Source organism: Nonomuraea sp. NPDC049129 (assembly GCF_040648495.1).
In the GTDB taxonomy this organism is placed as follows: Bacteria; Actinomycetota; Actinomycetes; order Streptosporangiales; family Streptosporangiaceae; genus Nonomuraea.
Map to the genome: position 1 here is coordinate 246,333 of NZ_JBEZDU010000012.1, position 20,277 is coordinate 266,609.

The window sequence follows — 20,277 nt, forward strand, 5'->3', positions numbered from 1 at the left end:
GGGGCGGGAGGCGGAGTACGGCGGCATGGGTCAGCTCTCGGCGGGTGCGGGAGTGGAGGTGCGGCGGCGGGCCAGGAGTGACTGCGCGATGCCCACCACGACGATCGCGAGCGGGAAGACGGTGCCGACCAGCAGCCCGGCACGGAGTCCTGAGCCGTCGCCGAGCAGGCCTTCTTGGGTGACGGCGCCGTCCCCGAGCAGGCCGCCTTGGGCGACGGCGCCCGCCAGCCACGGGCCCGCCGCCGCCCCCGCGTCGCCGAACATCGCCAGGACCCCGAACATCGCGGTCCCGCCCAATGGGAAGCGGGCGGCCGTCAGGCTGAACGTCCCCGGCCACATCAGGCTGACCGCCAGCCCGCACACCGCACACCCGACCAGGCTGAGCACCGGGTCCCGGGCCAGGGCGGCGGTGAGGTAGCAGGCGGTGGCCAGTACGCCGCAGGCGATCACGGCGGGCAGCAGGGGGATCCGGCTACCCCAGAGACCGTAGGCGATCCGGCCGAGTCCCATGAGCACCGCGAACAGGCAGGGTCCCGCGAGGTCCCCCCACACCTTGGCCACGCCCAGCCCTTGCTCGGCGAAGAGCGAGGACCACTGCGACATGGTCAGCTCGGCCGCGCCCGCGCAGAGCATGAGCAGGAGCGCCGCTGCGAAGAACGGGGTCCGCAGCAGCGCCCCGAGCCCGGTCCGGTGCTCCTCGGGCACCGTCGCGGGCAGCGGGACCCGCAGGAAGAGCACGAGGCCGGCCAGGGGTACGAGTGCCCACAGCAGCGGCAGCGCCTGCCAGGCCGCGTCGCCGATCCAGGCCAGCATCAGCGTCGTGCCCAGCACGACGGCGACCTGGCCCCAGCAGTAGAAGGAGTGCAGCAGGCTCATCCTGGCGGCCCGGTGCTCAGCCGGTGCGGGCAGGGCGTCCACCACCGGGCTGACCAGGACCTCCAGCAGTCCGCCGCCGATCCCGTAGACCACCACCGCCACGGCCAGCCCTGTGTATGGCGATGGCAGCGCCGACGGAGCGACCGCCAGCAGCACCAGCCCGGCCACGCTGAACACGTGCGCCAGTGCCAAGGGCACCCGGTAACCCGTCCGGTCCACCACCTTGACCGCGATCAGGTCGGTGACGAGCTGGGTGGCGAAGTTGAGCAGGACCAGGCGGCCCAGCATCTCGTACGGCACCTGATAGCGCGTCTGGAAGACGATGAACAGCAGTGGCGCCAGGTTGTTGACGATGGCCTGGGTGACATATCCGGCATAGCAGGCCCGCCGGGTGTGGTCGAAGGTGGTCAGCCCAGGGTCTCCCACCAGCCGTCGACGGCCGGAGCGCCGTCGGTGTCGACGGCCTCACCGGGGCGTGGCACCACGATCTCGACGTCGCGGGCCTTCGCCTCGCGCCACAGCCGCTCCACCGGCTCCGCCCACGGGTGCAGCGCCAGCGTGAACGTCGCCCAGTGCACCGGCAGCAGCAGCCTGCCGCCCAGGTCGAGGTGGGCGTTGACCGCCTCTTCCGGGTTCATGTGGATGTCGGGCCAGGAGGGGCTGTAGGCGCCGATCGGCATCAGCGTCAGGTCGAACGGGCCGTGCGCCGACCCGATGCCCCGGTAGCCCTCGAAGTAGCCGGAGTCGCCCGCGTAGAAGACCCGCTTGCTCGCTCCGGCCACCACCCAGGAGCCCCACAGCGTGTCGTTGCGGGTGAGGACGCGGCCGGAGAAATGGCGGGCGGCCGTCGCGATGAAGCGCAGCCCGGCCACCTCGGCCTCCTCGTCCCAGTCGAGCTCGATGATCCGGTAGGCGGGCACGCCCCATCGCTCCAGGTGGGCGCCGATGCCCAGCGGCACCAGGAACGGCGCCTTCTGCGTCGCGGTGAGCGTGCGCACGGTCCCCATGTCGAGGTGGTCGTAGTGGTCGTGCGAGATCGCGATCGCGTCGACCTGCGGCAACCGGTTCAGCGGGACGGGCACCGGGTGGTGCCGCTTCGGCCCGACAAGCTGCGACGGCGACGGCCGTCTGCTCCACACCGGATCGAACAGCACCCGACGCCCCTCGATCTCCACCAGCGTGGAGGCGTGGCCGTACCAGATCGCTCTCAGCCCGGTGGGCGACGGGTCGCCGGTCGGCGGCACGCGCAGCGGAACGGGGCCGGACGGGCGGCGCAGGTCTCTGTCCTTGGACATCTCGCGCAGCAGACCCGGGGGCGGCGCGGACAGCATGGTGGTGGATTCCGGCATCGGGTTGTAGAAGGCGCCGTCCTTGAACTGCGGGGAGCGCCGCACCCTGGCCGCCCGGTCCGGTCCCGAGGTCAAAGGCCGCACGCCCAGCTCGGCGGGTACGTCACGCAGGGCCCAGCCCGCCGCGGCCAAGGCCGCCCCGCCTACGAGAATCCGTCGTATCGTCCGCAGTCTCGCCATCGCTCACACTCCCCTGAAAGTCGGTCCACACCACTCAACTGATCGCGATATCTCCGATGTTCCCGATTTCGACGATATATCGCGATAGATTCAGACCGTCTTGATCGCGCCGCCGTCGATGACGTAGTCGGCGCCGTTGACGCTCGCGGCGTGTGGTGAGGCCAGGTAGGTCACCAGGGCGGCGACCTCCGCGGGAGCGACGAATCTACCCGTTGTCATCCCCGTGCTCGACGGCAGCCCCGCCAGGAGCTGGTCGTGCTCCAGGCCCATCTTGACGGCGAGCGCCGCGCCGTAACCGTTGGGGTCCTCCCACATCGACGTGCGGCTGGCGCCGGGGGAGACGGTGTTGACCCGCACCCCCTGCGGCCCGAACTCCTCGGCCAGCGCCTTGCCGAACGCGGTCAGCGCGGCCTTGGCCGTGGTGTAGGTGATCGGGCCGGCGTGCGGCATGCGGGCGCCGTTGGAGGAGATGTTGACCACGGTCCCGCCCTGGCGCAGCAGGCTGGGCAGGGCGGCCCTGGTGGCGCGGACGGCGCTGAGGAAGTTGAGATCGTGGGTCTGGTGCCAGTGCTCCTCGGTGAAGCCCAGGAACCCGTCCAGCTGTCCCTCGCCGCCGTCGCCGCCGCCCACGTTGTTGACCAGCAGATCGAGCTCGCCCAGCTCGGCCAGGGCGGTGTCGATCAGCTCGGCCGGGCCTTCGGCGCTGGACAGGTCGACCGCGATCGCCGTCGCGCCGGTCTCCTTCAGCTCGGGCGAGATCGTCCGTGAACCGGCCACGACCCGCATCCCCTCCGCTCGCAGCGCCGCGACGATGGCGAGACCGAGGCCCCTGCTGGCGCCGGTGACGACGGCGGTCTTGCCGGTGAGTCGCATGTCCATGGTGACGCGTGCCTCCGTAAGTGCATCGCTGATGATGCTAGGAAGGTAGCAGTTGCAACATCAGTGTTGCAACTCTGGAGTGTATGGTTGCACTGTGGAAGCGAGTCAGCAGGGGCGCGCGCTGCGTTCCGACGCCGAACGGACCGTACGCACGATCCTGGAAGCGGCCGAGCGGGTGCTCAGCAAGAATCCGTCGGCCAGCATGGAGCAGATCGCCGAGGCGGCCGGGGTCGCCCGCACGACCGTGCACCGGCGTTTCGCGTCCCGCGATGCCCTGGTCAGCGCGATGGAAGGGTGGGCCACGCGGCAGTTCGCGGCGGCGGTCGAGTCCGCCAATCCCGAGACCACGCCGCCCCTGGTCGCGCTCTACCAGGTCACGGCCAGCGTGTTGCGGGTGAAGATCGATTGGGGCTTCGCGATGAGCCGCGCGTCGTCGGACCCCGAGGTGGCCCGCGTGCACTCAGAGGTCGAGGACAGGTGCGACCAGCTGTTCCGCAAGGCGCAGGCCACCGGCCTGCTGCGGGCCGACGTGGATCCGGCGTGGGCCAGGCGTGTCTACTACGCGCTGATCCACGAGGCCGCGCAGAGCCAGGGCGACGACGCCGACACCCTGGCCACGCTCCTGGTCGACACCCTGCTGCGGGGCGTCGGCACCGACCGGGGCCTGGGATAGTCGTCCCGCAACGCGTCGGCACCGACCGGGGCCCGGTCGACACCTTGCCATGCGGTGTGGGCACTGACCGGGCCTGGGCTGAGAACTGGGTCGGCAGATGGCACCTGGCAGATGCTGCTGACCGCGATCCAGACCGAGCCGCCCGGCTGCTCTCACCGAGGCGGCGCCGGCGATGCGGTCGCATGTTCGGGCTCAGCTTGCTTTGACCAGCAGTCGGCGTGGCCAGTAGACGAACCCGTCGCTCCACACCACGGCCGACAGGTCCTCCTGCGCGTGCAGTCCTGGCAGGCGCGTCACCAGAGCGTGGAACGCCTCCTGCAGTTCCATTCTCGCCAGGTTCGCGCCTAAGCAGTAGTGAGGGCCATGGCCGAATGCCAGGTGCGGGGTGGGCTGGGCACCGGTGAACCTCTTCACGTCGAACCGCAGCGGGTCCTGGAACACCGACGGGTCGTGGTCGGCGGCCCAAAGGTTGGGCAGCACAACCGTGCCGGCCAGGATGGTCCCGCCGGACACCTCGACGTCATCAGTGATCCGCCGGAGCATGCCGTTGGAGCCAGGCCCTTCGTGACGCAGGATCTCCTCCACCGCCGGCTCGACCAGTTCGGGATGGGCCGCGAGTTCGGCGTACTGGTCGGCGTGGCAGAGCAGGCGGAAGCTGCCCCGGACGATCATTGAGGCGGTCGTCTCGTGCCCGGCCATGATCAGCGTGAACACCATGTTGGTCAGCTCGTCCTCGCTGAGCCCATCGCCTTCATCGCGTGCCGCGATGAGCAAGTCGATCAGGTCCTCGCCGGGCTCGGTCCGGTGCTGCTCGATCAGCTCCCGCGCATAGGCCGTGAACGCGGCGAATCCCTGGGCCCGAGCGTCGGCGCTCGCGTCCGAGGCGGACAGAAACATCTCCGTCCAGCCGCGGACCTGCTCGAAGCGGTCCATCGGCACGCCGAGCAGCTCGCAGATCACCCGAGCGGGCAGCGGCAGCGCGAAGCCCGCGACCATATCGAACTCATCACCGGCCGCGTCGATCAACTCGCCGGCGATGGCCGCCACGCGGGGCCGCCAGCATTCGATGTGCCTGGGCGTGAACGTGCCGTGCATGATGCGCCGGTATCGGGTGTGCTCCGGCGGATCCTGGTTCATCAGCGCCGCCGGGTCGTCGTCCAGGAACGTGCCGCTGACCATTCTGGGCAGGCCGGGCTCACGCAGGTTACGACTGCTGGCCGGCGAGGTGAGCACGCTGCGGACATCCGCGTACCGGACGATCATGGGCACCCGGTCACCGCTCGGCAGCGTGGCCGCCTCCATCGGCGCCTCAGCGTACCGGCGGGTCAGGTCGGGCGACGGGGTGCCGTACGGTCCAGGGGGAAGGTCCGGCCAGGTCGATGTGGTGCTGGACTGTTCTGTCAAAGCCGCCTCCGGGCGATGTCGTCGTCCAACAAGCTCGCCGGGAACGTACGAAACAAGCCGCCGACGGTCAAGACCCCAACCATGCGTGGAAGGGGTGCGTGGAGCGGCTGGCCTGGTCCTTCGGCTCCAAACCTGATCCAAGGAACAGCTCTCAGCCGTCCTGCCCGCCGTCTGGGGGCCGGATCTCGATGGGCGGGCTCAGGCGGGGATGCGCGCGTACGGGCTGATGTCGATGGGCGGGCTCAGGCGGGAATGTGCGCGTACGGGCTGATGTCGATGGGTGGGGTTTCGCCCAGTGCGAGAGCGGAGGCGATCTGGCCGGTGAACGGGCCGGCCGTCAGGCCGTACGCGCCCAGGCCCGTCGCCACCACCACCCGGTCGGTGAGCCGGTCGATGAGAGCCGTGCCCGCCCCGTACACCGGACGCAGGCCCACCCTCGTCTCCACCACCCTCGCACCGTCCAAGCCGGGCGCCAGTCGCAGGCCCGCCGCCAGCACCTCGTGGATGCCGCCGAGGGTGACGTACGGCGAGAACCCGGCGTCCTCCACGGTCGCACCGACCACCAGTCGCGAGCCGGGGAAGCCCAGCAGGTACGGCCCGCGCCGGGGCAGCACGATCGGCCAGGAGGCGGTGTCCACGCCGTCGAGGGCGGCATGCACGATCTGCCCGCGCCTGGGGGACACCGGGATCTCCACCCCAAGCCCCCGAGACACCTCCCCGCTCCAGGCTCCGGCGGCCACGATCACCACATCCGCCTCCACGCGCACCTCGGACTCCTCGGCCGGCGACGTGAGCCTGTTGCTCGGTGCTTCCACCTCCCGAGTCGGGGACTCAAGCCTGCTTCCCGGCATCGCCGCCTCCCCGGCGTGCGGCTCCGGGCCGGGCGCGCCGGTGGTGGTGCGGAGGAGCGGATCGCCGTCGGGTGTGGTGTGGAGGAGCACGCCGCCGTCGGGGGTGAGGGTCGCGGTGCCCGTACGGAGGTCGGCGCCTTGGCGGATGGCGGCGCGGAGGAGGGCGTCACGTACCGCCCGACCGTCCACCCGAGCGGCCCCCGGCACGTGGATCGCGCTCAGACCTTCCCTGAGCGGCGGGAACAGTGCCGACGGAGCCGCCACATCCGTGATGTCCCCCATTTCGGGTGCCTCCGGATGGCGGCGCAGCAGGAGGGCGCGTATCGGCTCCAGTTCGCCCGGGTCTGTGGCCACCAGCAGCGCTCCGACCCGTGCGTACCCGATGTCCTCGCCGAGCGCCGACACCAGATCCGGGTAGCGGCGAGCCCCCTCGCGCACCAGCGTGTACCAGGCGTCGTCGTCGGGATGGTCCACCCACGGGCACACGATGCCCGCGCCGGCCTCCGTCGCTCGCCCGCTGAAAGCCCCGTCCACCACCGTCACGGACACTCCGCGCCCGCTCAGGTGCCAGGCCGCGGCCGCTCCGACGATTCCGCTACCGATCACCGCAACACGCATGTCCCCATGATCGCAGCCAGGAGGACGCGGAACGAAGCGGGTCAGCCGCCGGCGGTCCAGCCGTACGTCTTCATGAGGTGAGCCGCCACGCGGGCGAACCGCGCACCGTCGAGCACCGCGCCCTCACGCCTGATGTCGTCCTCGTCCAGGCCGAACACGCGGTCCAGCCGCAGGTAGGACGTCTTGCCGTCGCGCCCCCACACGCCGACCTCCAGCCAGTCGGGGCCGTCGTCGCCCTGGCTGGACAGCATCATGCCCAGCAGCCTGCGTCCGGTGCGGCCGACGATCAGCAGCGGGCGGTCCTTGCCGCGCTCCGGGTCCTCCTCGTAGGGCACCCAGGCCCAGACGATCTCGCCGGGGTCGGCCAGTCCGTCGAGGTCGGGGGAGTAGGACAGGGTCGCCGCCTGGCTGAGCGAGTGGATCTCCCGCACCGCACCGCGGGCGGGCCGGGGGTCCTCACCTGAATCACGCACGCGAGGGAGCTTACGCCACCGGGCCGTCGTTGATCGAATCCGGTGCGGCTATCCGGGAATGCCACGAAATATCGGCAAACAGGAGGCGGCGATCGTGCTCAGCCTCGTCCTCCGACGGTGACAGCGGCGGGGAAAGGGACGGGGACGCGTCAACGGTCGCGACCCGGGCTCTCCGTCGGAGATCCTGGAGGAGCGAGCAGGCGGCGCAGTGCCGCGGGGGTGCGGCCGGCGTGGCGGCGGACCGTGCGGGTCAGGTGGGCCTGATCGGCGAACCCCAGCTCGGCGGCCAGCAGCGCCAGGTTCGCCGCGCCGCCCTCCAGGTGGTCGAGGGCCCGCCCGACGCGCACCCGGTTGCGGTAGTGGGTCAGGGATATGCCGAGCTCTCGGGTGAAGGCCCGGCTCAGCTGGTACGGCGAGACAGCCAGGAACTCCGCCAGCGGCAGGAGCCCATCGGCGGCGGGATGGCCCGCGGCGATGGCCTCCCGGGCACCCTCCACGATCACCTCCGAGCTCGCCGGAGCCCGGCCGCGCCGCGCCGGCATGGGGGTGAGCTGGGCGAGGGCGGTGGAGAGGAGGGGCAGCAGGGCTTCGGCGAGCTCGAAAGCCGTGTCGCCGGTGCGGGCGGCGGCCAGGAAGCGGCGGTGCGCCAGGTCGAGGCGGGCATCCACATAGATCGTGGAGCGGGAGGGCACCACGTTGTCGCCCGCGAGCGAGCGCCACAGATCCGGCGTCACGCACAGGGAGGTGCACACGTCGCCACCCGCCGGGTGTGCGTAATGCTCCTCCTCGCCAGGAATGCCGAGATAGGCCATCGTCGGATCCACCACGGCGGCCCGCCCGTCGGCCTTGCGGCGGAAGCGGCCGCGGCGCACCAGCACCACCCGGTAGGCGGAGCTCGTTTCGGGCGGCGACCACCTGCGGTGATCGTCGTGGCAAGTCACCGCGTCGAGGGTGAACCCGGACCCGGTGCCGAGACGGACTGCTGAACGCACCTGCCGAACCCTACGCTCCGGCTACGACAATCCTGCCGCCCTCGCGCCGGCACACGACGGTATGCCCAGCACCGGCGCGCAGTGCCGCCCAGCGCCGCCGCGCCAGCGGACGGAAAGCGCAGCGCCGCGGCGGTGCCGCCAGTCGGCGAACGCCCAGCGGTGGTGCAAGGATGTTCAAGACCCGGTCGCCCGCCCCGCCCCACCCTGGACCCATGACAACAACCATCACGGTCTCCATCGTGATCTTCGACTGCCAGGATCCGGCCGCTCTCGCCGACTTCTACGCCAAGGCCACCGGGGGCCGGATCGCCCACAGCGACGACGACTTCGCCACCGTCGAGGGCGGCCCCGTCGGGCTGGCGTTCCAGCGTGTCGCCGGCTACCGCGGCCCCGGCTGGCCCGGCGACGCCAAGCACGTCCACCTCGACCTCCAGGTGACCGACGTCGAGCTCGCCGTCAAGGAGCTGGTCGGGCTGGGCGCCGCCGTACCGGAGTTCCAGCCGGGTGGCGCCGACTGGACCGTGCTCACCGACCCTGAGGGCCACCCGTTCTGCGTCGCGGCAGGTGGCTGACCCCATGGCCGCCATTCACAAGGAAGCGATGCTCGACGTCCCCGCCGAGCGGGTGTGGGCGGTCCTGCGCGAGGCCGGCCGGGTTGACCGGCTCGCGCCCGGGTTCGTGCTCGAGTGCCACATGGAGGGCGATGTCAGGATCGTCACGTTCTTCAACGGTGCCGTCGCCCATGAGCTCATCCTGGACGTCGACGACGAGGCCCGCCGCATCGCCTACGCCATGGTCGACAGCCCGCTCGGGCTGCGGCACCACAACGCGTCCTCGACGGTGGTGGACGAGGGCGACGGCCGGTCGCGGTTCGTCTGGCACGCGGACCTCTACCCGGAGGAGGCGGTGCCCGTCGTCGCCGAGTTCATGGATCGGGGGCTGAGCGCCATGAAGAACGCCCTGATGTCCTCGGCGAGCAGCGTCGGCGCCTGAAGCGCGGCGTAGTGGCCGCCGTCGGGGAACTCCGACCAGCGCACCACGTTGTGCGCGACCTCGGCGTAGCGCCGCACCGAACTGTCGCCGGGGAAGACCGCCACGGCGGTCGGCGTCCTGCCCGGCTCGGCGGGCGGCTCCCAGGCTGAGGCGCCCTCGCGGTAGAGACGCGCGGAGGAGCCCGCCGTGTCCGTGAGCCAGTAGATCGTCACATTGGTCAGGATGTCGTCGCGCGACAAGCCGCCGATGTCCTGACCCCAGGAGGCGTACGCGTCGAGGTTCCAGGCGAGCTGCCCGGTCGGCGAGTCGGCCAGGCCGTAGGCCAGGGTCTGCGGCCTGGTCCCCTGGATCATGGCGTACCCGGAGTAGTGGCGGTGCCAGCGCTCCACCCCCTTGGCCCGCTCCACCTCGGCCGCGCTCAGTCCCGCCTGGTCGTCGTTGACGAGCGTCGTGAGCGCGTTCAGATGCACCCCGACGACGCGGTCCGGGTCGAGCCTGGCCACCTCCGGGGAGATCAGCGAGCCGAAATCGCCGCCCTGGGTGCCGTACCGCGGATAACCGAGCCTGCTCATCAGCTCCGCCCAGGCGGCGGCGACGCGCCGCACGCCCCAGCCGGTCTCCGCCGTCGGTCCCGAGAAGGCGAAGCCGGGGATCGACGGGATGACCAGGTGGAAGTCGCGGTTGAGAGGTTCGGCGACACGCGCAAAGTCGGCGAACGTGCTGGGCCACCCGTGCGTCAGCAGCAGCGGCAGCGCGTCCTCGCGGGGGGAGCGCAGGTGCGCGAAGTGCACGCGCTGGCCGTCGATCACGGTCGTGTACTGCGGAAGGGCGTTCAGCCTGGCCTCGTGTGCACGCCAGGAATAGCCGTCGAGCCAGTATTCGGCCAGCTCGCGTACCGCTGGAAGCGGTACGCCGTAGGACCAGCCGACGCCCTCCAGCGCGTCGGGCCAGCGCGTACGGCGCAGCCGCTCCGCCAGATCGGACAACGCGGCCTGCGGGATATCGATCATGAATTTCTCCATGTCGCCAAAGCTAGGCGGCATTGCGGCCAGGATCAGGACACAATTGCCCTTGTGTTGGAGACCTCCGCCAGGCTGCTCCGCCTGCTGTCCCTGCTGCAGGCGCGGCGCGACTGGCCCAGCGCCGACCTGGCCGAACGGCTCGGCGTCGCGGTCAGGACCGTGCGCCGTGACGTCGAGCGGCTGCGCGGTCTCGGCTATCCGGTCCACTCCACGCCGGGTGTCTCCGGCGGTTACCGGCTGGGCGCGGGCGCCGAGTTGCCGCCGCTACTGCTGGACGACGATGAGGCCGTGGCGGTCGCCGTCGGCCTGCGCACGGCCGCGGGCGGCACGGTGACGGGCATCGAGGAGACCTCCCTGCGCGCCCTGGCCAAGCTGGAGCAAGTACTGCCCGCCCGGCTGCGGCACCGGGTCAACGCGCTGCAGACCCACACCGTGCCGATCACCACCGGCGGTCCGACGGTCGCCGCCGAGGTGCTGACCGCCGTGGCCGCCGCCTGCCGCGACCACGAGCAGCTCCGCTTCGACTACACCGGCCGCGACGGCGTCACCACCGAGCGCAAGGCCGAGCCGCTCACCCTGGTCAACTGGTCGCGCCGCTGGTACCTGGTCGGCTGGGACGTCGACCGGCGGGACTGGCGCACCTACCGCGCCGACCGCCTGCGCCCGCGCACGCCGAACGGTCCCCGCTTCACACCGCGCGAGCCGCCAGGCGGCGACGTCGCGGCCTGGGTCGAGCGCCGGATGGGTCACGACATGTGGCCGATCCAGGCCCGCGTCCTGCTGCACGCCCCTGCCGATCAGGTCGCGGGCCGTACGGCGGGCGTCGTCGAGCCGGTCGGCGAGGACACCTGCGTGCTGACATTGCGCGGTGACGACCTGCATCTGATCGCCGTGGTCGTGGCCTTCCTCGACCTCGACTTCGAGGTACTGGAGCCGGTCGAGCTCAAGGAACGGCTGCGCGGGCTCGGGCGGCGACTCACCACCCTCTAGAATCTCATTCTGTGACGTCAGCGTTCTTCACGCGTAAGACGGGCGAGTTCGTGCCCGCTCCGCACGCCCGCAGCCCTTGGTCGCCCGACATGCTCCACGGCCGCCTGCTCGGGGGCCTGGCCGCCATGGCCGTCGAGCAGGAGTACGGTGAGGCGGACCTGCGGTTCGCCCGGCTCACCGTCGATCTGTTCCGCAACAGCCCGATGCTCCCGGTCACCGTCGAGACCGAGCTGGTCAGGGACGGGCGCCGGATCCGGGTGGCCGACGTGACGATCCGTACCGACCAGGGCGTGATCGGCCGGGCCAGCGCCGTGCTTCTCAGGCAGAGCGAGCAGCCGGACGGCGAGCGGAACGACACGCCCGCCTGGGACGAGCCGCCGCCCGCCGGACCGCCTGTGACGGGCGGGGAGTGGGAGCCGCCGTTCGACCTGTGGCGGCTGACCGACTGGAGCGAGCCGGGCCCCAACCGGGTCTGGCTGCGCGAGACCCATCCGCTCGTGGACGACGAGCCGGTCACGCCGTTCACCAGGGTGGCGCTCGCGGCCGACTTCGCCAGCCCGCTCAGCACCGGCGGCACCGGCGGCGTGCACTTCATCAACGCCGACTACACGATCACGCTCGGCCGGGTCCCCGAGGGGGAACTGGTCGGCGTGGAGGCGACCGGGCACCTCAGCGACGGCGGCGTCGCCACAGGGCAGTGCACCCTGCACGACGCCGCCGGGCCGATCGGCTTCTGCCTCGTGACCGCCGTGGCCAACCCGATCCCCTTGCGGACCCGCTGAAGAACAGGACGAAGCAGCTCGAAACGGGCCCGCTTTAGAACGCGGCCGCTGAAGACTACGCGGGGCGCTCGGTGCGGTCGCCGGACCAGTCGGTGTGGTAGGCGCCCTCACGGTCCACCCGAAGATAGGTGTGCGCGCCGAAGAAGTCGCGCAGCCCCTGGATCAGCGCGGCGGGCAGCCGCTCACGGCGCAGCCCGTCGTAGTAGGCCAGCGCCGAGGAGAAGCCCGGCGTCGGCACGCCGATCTGCACCGCCGTGGTCACCACCCGGCGCCAGGACTCCTGCGCCAGGTTCAGTGCCGCCGCGAACGTCGGGTCGGCCAGCAGCGTCGGCAGCGCCCGGTCGGTGTCGTAGGCGGCGCGGATCCGGTCGAGGAAACGGGCCCTGATGATGCAGCCGCCCCGCCAGATCGTGGCCATGGCGCCCAGGTCCAGGTCCCAGCCGTACTCCTTGGAGGCGGCGGCCATCTGGTCGAAGCCCTGCGCGTAGGCGACGATCTTGGAGGCGTACAGGGCCTGCCGTACGTCCTCGATCAGCTCCCGCCCGCCGACGCCCGACAGCTTCGGCCCCTCCAGGGACGCGGCGGCGGCGCGCTGCTCCGGGTGACCCGACAGCGCGCGGGCGAACACCGCCTCGGCGATGCCCGTCACCGGTACGCCCAAATCGAGCGCGCCCTGCACGGTCCAGCGGCCGGTGCCCTTCTGCTCGGCCTGGTCCACCACGACGTCCACGAACGGCTTGCCCGTGGCCGCGTCGACCTGGTCGAGCACCTCGGCGGTGATCTCGATCAGGTAGGACTCCAGCTCGCCCTGGTTCCACTCGCGGAAGACCTCGGCGAGCTCCGCCGGGGTGGCGCCGAGAGCCTGACGCAGCAGGTCGTAGGACTCGGCGATGAGCTGCATGTCGGAGTATTCGATGCCGTTGTGCACCATCTTGACGAAGTGCCCGGCACCGTCGGGGCCCACGTGCACCGCGCACGGGACGCCGTCGACCTTGGCCGAGATGTCCTGCAGGATCGGGCCGAGCGCCTCCCACGACTCCTTGGAGCCGCCGGGCATGATGCTCGGGCCGTTGAGCGCGCCCTCCTCGCCGCCGGAGATGCCGGTGCCGACGAAGTGGATCCCCTTGTCGCGCAGGGCCGCCTCGCGCCGCCGGGTGTCGGCGAAGTGCGCGTTGCCGCCGTCGACGATCATGTCGCCCGGCTCCATCAGCTCGGCGAGCTGGTCGATCACCGCGTCGGTGCCCGGACCCGCCTTCACCATGATGATCGCCCGGCGCGGCCGCTTGAGCGAGGCCACGAAGGCGGCCAGCTCCTCCGACGGTACGAACGTGCCCTCGCCGCCGAACTCCTTGACCAGCTGCTGCGTCCGGCTGGGCGTGCGGTTGTGCACGGCCACCGCGTAGCCGTGCCTGGCGAGGTTGCGCGCCAGGTTCCTGCCCATGACCGCCAGGCCGGTGACCCCGATATCTGCCAAGTCCATATCAAGCTCCTCTGTGGGGGATACGCATGATCCAGCGGTAGAGGTTCGGCTGGATATTCCAATATTTCAGTCGCTTTGGCGTACGCCCAGCTCGTCGAGCCGATGCAGCATGTCAGCCGGATCGGAGTACACGCGGAAAGCACCCGCGCGCTCCAGTTCGTCCCTGCCGTATCCGCCGGACAGCACCCCGATCCCGAGCGCCCCCGCCCGGCGGGCGGCGAGCAGGTCCCAGACACTGTCTCCTACCACCATCGCATGCCGCACATCCACCTCCAGCAGCGCCGCACCCGCAAGGAACAGGTCGGGGTCCGGCTTGGCCCTGCGCACCATGTCGCGGGTCACCATCGGAGTGTCCTCCGGCAGGCCCAGCATGCCCAGCGCCAGCCGGGCCGTACGCGCGTAACCGCTGGTCGCGATCGCCCACGGCACACCGCGCGAGGTCAGCTCGCTCAGCAACTCGGCGGCGCCCGGCAGCGGGCGGACGGAGTCGATCTGCTCGGTGTAGGCGTCACCGTGGATCGTCTGCAACTCGTCGATCTGCTCCGCCGACAGTTTCAGCCCCGTCTCCCGCAGCAGCGCGCTCACGAACAGCCCGCCGCTCATCCCGATGCGGCGATGGATGCGCCACACCGACAGGTCGATGCCCAGCCCGGACAGTGCCTGGCGCCAGGCGATGACATGCTGGTAGACGCTGTCGATCAAGGTGCCGTCGAGGTCGAAGAGGAACGCCGGTGTGGGTGCGTGCGGGAACTCCGTCATGGCTCCATGACACCACGGCCGCCATGAACGCCCTCATCGCGGTGCGGCTGCCCGCCGCCCAGGCGGTCATGCCAGAGTGAGGGGCATGACGGAATATCGGGTACTCGGACATACCGGTCTCAAGGTCAGCCCTCTTTGCCTCGGCGCGATGATGTTCGGCGGGTTCGGTGAGGAGTCGGCCGAGAAGTCGGCCGACATCATCGACCGCGCCCTCGACTCGGGCATCAACTTCATCGACACCGCGGACGTCTACTCGCGGGGCCAGTCGGAGGAGTTCGTCGGCAAGGCCCTGGCCAGGTCGGGCAAGCGCGACGACGTCGTCCTGGCCACCAAGTGCCACGGTGCCATGGGTGACGGCCCCAACGAGGGTGGCAACTCGAGGCGCTGGATCTTCCAGGCCGTCGAGAACAGCCTGCGCCGCCTCGGCACCGACTGGATCGACCTCTACCAGATCCACCGCCCCGACCCCGCCACCGACATAGACGAGACGCTCGGCGCCCTCACCGACCTCGTCCGGCAGGGCAAGGTCCGCTACATCGGCAGCTCCACCTTCCCCGCGCACCAGGTGGTCGAGGCCCAGTGGGCGGCCGAGCGGCGCGGGCTCGAACGCTTCGTCTGCGAGCAGCCCCCGTACTCCCTGCTCGCCCGCGGCATCGAGGCCGACGTGCTGCCCACCGTCCAGAAGTACGGCATGGGCGCCATCGTCTGGAGCCCGCTGGCGGGCGGCTGGCTGAGCGGCCGCTACCGCAAGAACCAGGAACTGCCGGAGAGCCGCCGCGCGAGCCGGCTGCCGCACCGCTACGACATGAAGCTGGAGGTCAACCAGCGCAAGCTCGACGCCGTCGAACAGCTCGCCGTCCTGGCCGAGGAGGCCGGGCACACGCTGATCGAGCTGTCCCTGGCGTTCACGATCAGGCACCCGGCGGTCACCTCGGCCATCATCGGGCCACGCACGATGGAACATCTGGAGGGCCAGCTCAGCGCCCCCGAGGTACGGCTCAGCGACGACGTACTGGACAGGATCGACGCCATCGTGGCGCCGGGCGTCACCATCAACCCGGGCGACGAGGGCTGGCAGCCCCCGCAGCTGTCCGACGCGAAACTCCGCCGGCGCCCCTGACCGTCACCGGGCGAGTGCCGCCAGCTCGCGGCACTCCTCCAGGGAGTGCTGGGACAGCTCCTCGCGTACGGACGGCACACACACCGCCGCCATGGACAGGCTCGTCACCCCCAATCCCACCAGCACCGGGGCGAGCCGGGGATCGCCGGCGGCCTCCCCGCAGACGCCGACCGGCTTGCCGGCGGCGCGGCCGGCGTCCGCGCAGGCGGCGATGAGCTTCAGGAGCGCGGGCTGCCACGGGTCCAGGAGGTCGGCCAGGCCGGGGTGCTGACGGTCGGCCGCGAAGGTGTACTGGCTGAGGTCGTTGGTGCCGATGCTGAGGAAGTCCACCTCCGCCAGCAGGCGGTCGGCCAGCAGGGCGGCGGCCGGCACCTCGACCATCGCGCCGACCCGGGTGAGCCCCCGGGCGCGGGCGCGGCGGGCGAAGCCGGCCGCCTCCGCCGGGGTGGTGACCATCGGGGCCATCACCCAGGCGTCGGCGCCCGTCGCGCGGGCCGCCTCCGCTATCGCGTCGAGCTGCGTGTCCAGTACGGCCGGGAGCACCCGATCCACCCGCAGGCCGCGGATGCCGAGCGCCGGGTTCGGCTCCGGCGGCAGGCCGAGGAACGGCAGCGGCTTGTCCGTGCCCGCGTCGAGCGTGCGCACCACGACCGTCCCGGCCCGCGCGAACACCTCGGCGTAGGCGGCCACCTGCTCCTCGAACGACGGCTCCTGCTTGCGGTCCAGGAACAGGAACTCGGTCCTGAACAGCCCGACCCCCTCCGCGCCCGGCCGGAGGTCGGCGGCCGAGCCGATGTTGAGCAGCAGCTTGACCGGGTGGCCGTCGGCCGTCCTGCCGGGGCCGCTGCTGTTCGCCAGGCGCGCGCGTTCCTCCCGGTCGCTCCTGCGGAGCTCCGCCACGGCCTCGTCCGTCAGGCCGACGCCGACCTGACCGGTCTTGCCGTCGACCGAGATGACCGTGCCGTCGGCCAGGTCGGTGATGCCCGCGCAGGCGACCACGGCGGGCAGGCCGCGGCCGCGCGCCAGGATCGCGGTGTGGCTGGTCGGGCCGCCCTTCTCGGTGACCAGCGCCACCACGTCCGTGCCCAGGCCCGCCGTGTCGGCGGGGGAGAGGTCCTCGGCCACCAGGATGTACGGGTGGCCGGGGGCGGGGATGCCGGGCATCGGCAGGCCCAGGCAGGCGGCGACGGCGCGGTGCTTGAGGTCGTCCAGGTCGGCGGCCCGCTCGGCGAGGTAGCCGCCCAGGGCGGCCAGGGTCTCGCGGTGGTGGGTGAAGGCGGCGTCCAGGGCGTGGGGCGCGTCCAGGCCGTCGCGGACGGCGGCCTCGGCGTCTTCGCGCAGCATCGGGTCGTCGGCGATCATGGCGAGGGCGTCGAGGATCTCCGCCGCGTCACCGCCACCCGCGAGGGCGCCGCGTTGCCGCAGGTCGGCGGTGACTGACTCCAGGGCCTTCACTACTGCGGCGGACTCTGCGGCAGGGTCGGCGACCTGTCGGGGGCTGGGAAGTACGGGCGGCGGCGCCATGCGTATCACCGGCCCCGCGGCCCGCCCCTGACTGACCCCCAGCCCTGCCAACTCCGTATCCGGCGGGACCTCGGCCGGTCGGCCGGGGTCAGCCATCGAGGGCCCCTTCCGCGTCCAGATCCTGGGCGAGCAGCGCCACCAGCGCGTCCAGCGCGGCGTCCGCGCCCGGCGCGTCCGACTCCAGCGTCACCTCGGTGCCCTGGGTGGCGCCGAGCGACAGCACGCCGAGCATGCTGTTCGCGGGCACCGACTTCTCGCCCACCCGGATCCGCACCGGAACCCCCAGCCGCACCGCCTCCTGGACGAACAGCTTCGCGGGCCGCGCGTGCAGGCCGCTCGCCGATGCCACCGTCACCGTACGTTGTGCCATCACAACCCCCCTCAGGGCTCGATCGTGACCTTGATGGCCGCGCCCCGGCTGACGAGGTCGATCCCGTCGAGCACCTGGGACAGCGGCAGCCGGTGGGTGATCAGGTCCGCCACCGGCACCAGACCTTCGGCGATCAGCCCGAGGGCCTCGGCGTTGTGCGCCGGGCTGGAGCCGTTCGCGCCGACGATGGTCAGCTCGCGGTAGTGCACCAGGTTGGAGTCCAGGGCGATGATCGGGGCGTCCTTGGGCAGGCCGCCGAAGAAGCTGATCCTGGCCTGCCTGGCCGCCATGCGCAGCGCCTGCTCCTGGGCCGCGCCGGAGGCCGCCGCCGTGATCACCACGTCGGCGCCGCGGCCACCGGTCAGCTTGAGCACCTGGTCCACCGCGTCGGTGTCGACGACCGCGTCGGGGCGTACCAGCTCGGCCGCCATCGCCAGCCGGTCGGCGTTCACGTCGACCAGGAACACCCGCGCGGCGCCACGCGCGCGGGCCAGCCGCACGTGCAGGCAGCCGATCGGGCCCGCGCCCATGACGACCACGTCGTCGCCCGGTCCGACCCGCGCCAGCGACTGGCCGTTCAGCACGCAGGCGAGCGGCTCGGCCACCGACGCCTCGGCGAACCCGACACCGGACGGGATGACGTTGACGCCGTTCACGGCCCGCACCTTCGCCGGGATCACCATGTACTCGGCGAAACCGCCGTCGTAGTGGTACCCCATCGACTCCTGGTTCGGGCAGACGGTGAGGCGGCCGCGCCGGCACTCCTCGCAGGTGCCGCACGGGATGGCCGCGATCACCTGCACGCGTTCGCCCGTGCCGACCACCTCACCGGCGATCTCGTGGCCCATCACCCGGGGCGGGCGGATGTGGTGGTGGCCGTGCTTGAAGATCTTGGCGTCGGTGCCGCAGGTCGAGCAGTTGCGTACCCGGATCTTCAGCTCGCCGGGACCGGCGACCGGCTCCGGTGCGTCCTCCACGCGGATGTCCCCTGGGGCGTGGAAACGGGCGACCTTCACGATCTGAGCTCCTTCATGACTTGGCCGACCTCCGTCGCCTCACGGAGTGCTCTGGCGCGTTCGGGGTCGAGCAGGATGTCGGCGAGCGCCGCCAGCAGCTGTACGTGCCCGTCGTTCTTCGCGGCGATGCCGACGCAGAGGGTGACGGGCTCGCCGCCCCAGTCGACGCCTTCCGGGAAGCGTACGACGCAGATCGCGTCGTGCCGGACGACCTCCTTGGCGGCCGCGGTGCCGTGCGGGATGGCCACGCCCTCGCCGACGTAGGTGGAGATCGTCTGTTCGCGTTCGAGCATGGCGTCGATGTACGGCTCGGCGACCGCGCCCACGTCTACCAGGGCGCGCCCGCACCGCCTGATCGCCTCGTCCCGGTCGGCCGCGCTCTCGTGCAGGAGTACGGCGCGCGGATCGAGCAGGTCGTCACGCATCGACCGTGCCACCGTTCTTGATGGTGGCGACCAGCTTGGTCACGGCCGGGTCGCCGAGGAAGATCTGGAAGGACACCAGCACCTTGCCCGGCGCCGAGACCCTGGCCCGGGCGGCGAGCCCGGAGTGACAGACCACCACGTCGGCGTCGGCCGGGATCTCGTTGACCGGCGTGTGCTCCACGGTGACGCCGGTGTCCTTGAGCTGCTTGCGCAGCTGGCTGGCGAGCATGACGCTGCTGCCCATGCCCGCGTCGCAGGCCACGATGATCTTGTGAATGTCCTTGCTGTCGATGCTGGCCATGGTTCACGCCTCCTTGGCGACGGGCTGGGCCTGGGTGTCGCGGTCGTTCGCGCCGCTCTCCTCGACGCGGTCGGCCGTGGGTTCGGGGGCGGCGGCGGCCTCCGGGGTGTCCTCCGGCGGCTCCTCCTTCTCGCCGCGGCCGAAGCCGAGCAGGAGCGAGGAGACCGCGAACGACACGGCGGTGGCCACGAGGATGCCGGCGATCACGCCCAGCCAGCCGCCCTTCGGCGTCACCGCCAGGTAGGCGAAGATGCTGCCCGGCGAAGGAGTCGCCACCAGCCCTGCACCGGTGATCATGAAGGTGAACACGCCGGCCGCGCCGCCCGCGATGACCCCGAGGATGAGGCGGGGCTTCATCAGGACGTACGGGAAGTAGATCTCGTGGATCCCGCCGAAGAAGTGGATGATCATCGCGGCGGGCGTGCTCGGGCGCAGCGGGCGCGGGCCGAACAGCAGGAACGCGATGAGCAGGCCGAGCCCGGGGCCCGGGTTCGACTCCAGCATGAACAGGATCGACTTGCCGTGCTTGACGGACTCGGCGACGCCGAGCGGCCCGAGGACGCCGTGGTTGACGGCGTTGTTGAGGAACAGCACCTTGGCGGGCTCGATGAGGACCGAGGCGAGGGGCAGCAGGTTGTTGACGATGAGCCACTCGACCGCGTTGCCCGCGGCCGTGGTCACCACGCGGACGACCGGCCCGATGGCCAACATCCCCACGATGGCCATGGCGGCGCCGACGATGCCCGCGGTGAAGTTGTCGACGAGCATCTCGAAGCCGGACTTGGTCCGGTCCTCCGTGAACTTGTCCACATATTTCAGGATCAGGGCGGTGAGTGGGCCGATGATCATGGCGCCCAGGAACATCGGGATGTCCGACCCCACGATGACGCCCATCACCGCGACCGCGCCCACCACCGCGCCGCGTTGCCCGTGGACCATCCGGCCGCCGGTGTAGGCGATGAGGATGGGCAGCAGCGTCTTGATGATCGGGTCGACCATCGCGCCCAGCGCCGCGTTCGGCAGCCAGCCGGTGGGGATGAACAGCGCGGTGATCAGCCCCCAGGCGATGAACGCGCCGATGTTCGGCATGATCATGCCGGCCAGGTGGCCGCCGATGCGCTGGATGGTGGCCTTGGCCCCGGTCCCATAGACCGGGGGTGTGTAGGTTTCGGCCATTGGACGTGCTCCTTCGGGGGGATG

General features: G+C 71.4%; 22 protein-coding genes. 6 read left to right on the top strand and 16 right to left on the bottom strand.

Annotation, left to right across the window (positions count from 1 at the left end):
• Window positions 1-30: 30 nt before the first annotated feature.
• From AB0B64_RS34425 to AB0B64_RS34435, 3 genes are all read right to left on the bottom strand, one after another.
• Window positions 31-1,302, bottom strand: a complete 1,272-nt coding sequence (locus AB0B64_RS34425; protein ID WP_358182547.1) for an MFS transporter — start codon at window positions 1,300-1,302, stop codon at window positions 31-33.
• Window positions 1,284-2,405, bottom strand: coding sequence for an MBL fold metallo-hydrolase (locus AB0B64_RS34430; protein ID WP_357953243.1), 1,122 nt, complete (start codon window positions 2,403-2,405; stop codon window positions 1,284-1,286). The genes AB0B64_RS34425 and AB0B64_RS34430 overlap by 19 nt, the downstream gene beginning before the upstream one ends.
• A 90-nt stretch (window positions 2,406-2,495) precedes the next feature.
• Entirely contained in the window at window positions 2,496-3,284 is a 789-nt protein-coding gene (locus AB0B64_RS34435; protein ID WP_358182550.1) for an SDR family oxidoreductase, read from the bottom strand.
• Between the two features lie 94 nt (window positions 3,285-3,378).
• On the opposite strand from AB0B64_RS34435, the gene AB0B64_RS34440 reads away from it, so the two are divergent.
• Entirely contained in the window at window positions 3,379-3,957 is a 579-nt protein-coding gene (locus tag AB0B64_RS34440; RefSeq protein ID WP_357953239.1) for a helix-turn-helix domain-containing protein, read from the top strand.
• A 192-nt stretch (window positions 3,958-4,149) separates the two neighbouring features.
• Here AB0B64_RS34440 and AB0B64_RS34445 read toward each other — a convergent pair whose 3' ends face one another.
• From AB0B64_RS34445 to AB0B64_RS34460, 4 genes are all read right to left on the bottom strand, one after another.
• Window positions 4,150-5,361 (bottom strand): cytochrome P450, encoded by a 1,212-nt coding sequence (locus AB0B64_RS34445; protein WP_358182553.1) that lies wholly within the window; start codon window positions 5,359-5,361, stop codon window positions 4,150-4,152.
• Between the two features lie 242 nt (window positions 5,362-5,603).
• Window positions 5,604-6,830, bottom strand: a complete 1,227-nt coding sequence (locus AB0B64_RS34450) for an FAD-dependent oxidoreductase (RefSeq protein ID WP_358182556.1) — start codon at window positions 6,828-6,830, stop codon at window positions 5,604-5,606.
• A gap of 41 nt (window positions 6,831-6,871) precedes the next feature.
• Window positions 6,872-7,303 (bottom strand): type II toxin-antitoxin system PemK/MazF family toxin, encoded by a 432-nt coding sequence (locus AB0B64_RS34455; RefSeq protein WP_357953234.1) that lies wholly within the window; start codon window positions 7,301-7,303, stop codon window positions 6,872-6,874.
• A gap of 149 nt (window positions 7,304-7,452) precedes the next feature.
• Window positions 7,453-8,295, bottom strand: a complete 843-nt coding sequence (locus AB0B64_RS34460) for an AraC family transcriptional regulator (protein ID WP_358182559.1) — start codon at window positions 8,293-8,295, stop codon at window positions 7,453-7,455.
• Between the two features lie 212 nt (window positions 8,296-8,507).
• Between AB0B64_RS34460 and AB0B64_RS34465 the strand changes: the two genes are divergently transcribed.
• Both AB0B64_RS34465 and AB0B64_RS34470 read left to right on the top strand, forming a co-directional pair.
• Complete coding sequence (locus tag AB0B64_RS34465) at window positions 8,508-8,867, top strand: VOC family protein (protein WP_358182561.1); 360 nt, start codon at window positions 8,508-8,510, stop codon at window positions 8,865-8,867.
• 4 nt (window positions 8,868-8,871) lie between these two features.
• Window positions 8,872-9,288 carry an SRPBCC family protein gene (locus AB0B64_RS34470; protein WP_358182564.1) on the top strand — a complete coding sequence of 139 codons (417 nt, stop codon included), beginning with the start codon at window positions 8,872-8,874 and terminating at the stop codon, window positions 9,286-9,288.
• On the opposite strand, the gene AB0B64_RS34475 is transcribed toward AB0B64_RS34470, so the two are convergent.
• Window positions 9,186-10,298, bottom strand: a complete 1,113-nt coding sequence (locus AB0B64_RS34475; RefSeq protein ID WP_358182567.1) for an epoxide hydrolase family protein — start codon at window positions 10,296-10,298, stop codon at window positions 9,186-9,188. The genes AB0B64_RS34470 and AB0B64_RS34475 overlap by 103 nt on opposite strands.
• 63 nt (window positions 10,299-10,361) lie before the next feature.
• On the opposite strand from AB0B64_RS34475, the gene AB0B64_RS34480 reads away from it, so the two are divergent.
• On the top strand, window positions 10,362-11,300 hold the full coding sequence (locus tag AB0B64_RS34480) for a YafY family protein (protein WP_358182570.1): 939 nt from the start codon (window positions 10,362-10,364) through the stop codon (window positions 11,298-11,300).
• Window positions 11,301-11,311: 11 nt separating this feature from the next.
• A complete protein-coding gene (locus AB0B64_RS34485) occupies window positions 11,312-12,082 on the top strand; it encodes a thioesterase family protein (RefSeq protein ID WP_358182573.1) in 771 nt (256 codons plus the stop codon).
• Window positions 12,083-12,137: 55 nt separating this feature from the next.
• Here AB0B64_RS34485 and gndA read toward each other — a convergent pair whose 3' ends face one another.
• On the bottom strand, window positions 12,138-13,562 hold the full coding sequence (gene gndA, locus AB0B64_RS34490) for an NADP-dependent phosphogluconate dehydrogenase (protein WP_357953220.1): 1,425 nt from the start codon (window positions 13,560-13,562) through the stop codon (window positions 12,138-12,140).
• A gap of 66 nt (window positions 13,563-13,628) precedes the next feature.
• Window positions 13,629-14,321: an HAD family hydrolase gene (locus AB0B64_RS34495; protein ID WP_357953218.1), complete on the bottom strand. Its 693-nt coding sequence runs from the start codon at window positions 14,319-14,321 to the stop codon at window positions 13,629-13,631.
• 85 nt (window positions 14,322-14,406) lie between these two features.
• On the opposite strand from AB0B64_RS34495, the gene AB0B64_RS34500 reads away from it, so the two are divergent.
• Entirely contained in the window at window positions 14,407-15,441 is a 1,035-nt protein-coding gene (locus tag AB0B64_RS34500; protein ID WP_357953216.1) for an aldo/keto reductase, read from the top strand.
• A 3-nt stretch (window positions 15,442-15,444) separates the two neighbouring features.
• On the opposite strand, the gene ptsP is transcribed toward AB0B64_RS34500, so the two are convergent.
• The 6 genes from ptsP to AB0B64_RS34530 are packed head-to-tail and all read right to left on the bottom strand — an operon-like array spanning window position 15,445 to window position 20,253.
• Window positions 15,445-17,061 (bottom strand): phosphoenolpyruvate--protein phosphotransferase, encoded by a 1,617-nt coding sequence (gene ptsP, locus AB0B64_RS34505; protein ID WP_357953214.1) that lies wholly within the window; start codon window positions 17,059-17,061, stop codon window positions 15,445-15,447.
• Window positions 17,054-17,335: an HPr family phosphocarrier protein gene (locus AB0B64_RS34510; RefSeq protein WP_225292945.1), complete on the bottom strand. Its 282-nt coding sequence runs from the start codon at window positions 17,333-17,335 to the stop codon at window positions 17,054-17,056. The genes ptsP and AB0B64_RS34510 overlap by 8 nt, the downstream gene beginning before the upstream one ends.
• 11 nt (window positions 17,336-17,346) lie before the next feature.
• The gene (locus AB0B64_RS34515; protein ID WP_357953212.1) at window positions 17,347-18,351 is read right to left on the bottom strand and encodes a zinc-dependent dehydrogenase; all 1,005 of its coding nucleotides are present in this window, start codon (window positions 18,349-18,351) and stop codon (window positions 17,347-17,349) included.
• Complete coding sequence (locus AB0B64_RS34520) at window positions 18,348-18,788, bottom strand: PTS sugar transporter subunit IIA (protein WP_358182576.1); 441 nt, start codon at window positions 18,786-18,788, stop codon at window positions 18,348-18,350. The genes AB0B64_RS34515 and AB0B64_RS34520 overlap by 4 nt, the downstream gene beginning before the upstream one ends.
• Window positions 18,769-19,077, bottom strand: a complete 309-nt coding sequence (locus tag AB0B64_RS34525; RefSeq protein ID WP_357953209.1) for a PTS lactose transporter subunit IIB — start codon at window positions 19,075-19,077, stop codon at window positions 18,769-18,771. The genes AB0B64_RS34520 and AB0B64_RS34525 overlap by 20 nt, the downstream gene beginning before the upstream one ends.
• A gap of 3 nt (window positions 19,078-19,080) precedes the next feature.
• Complete coding sequence (locus AB0B64_RS34530) at window positions 19,081-20,253, bottom strand: PTS mannitol transporter subunit IICB (protein ID WP_357953207.1); 1,173 nt, start codon at window positions 20,251-20,253, stop codon at window positions 19,081-19,083.
• Between the last annotated feature and the right edge of the window lie 24 nt (window positions 20,254-20,277).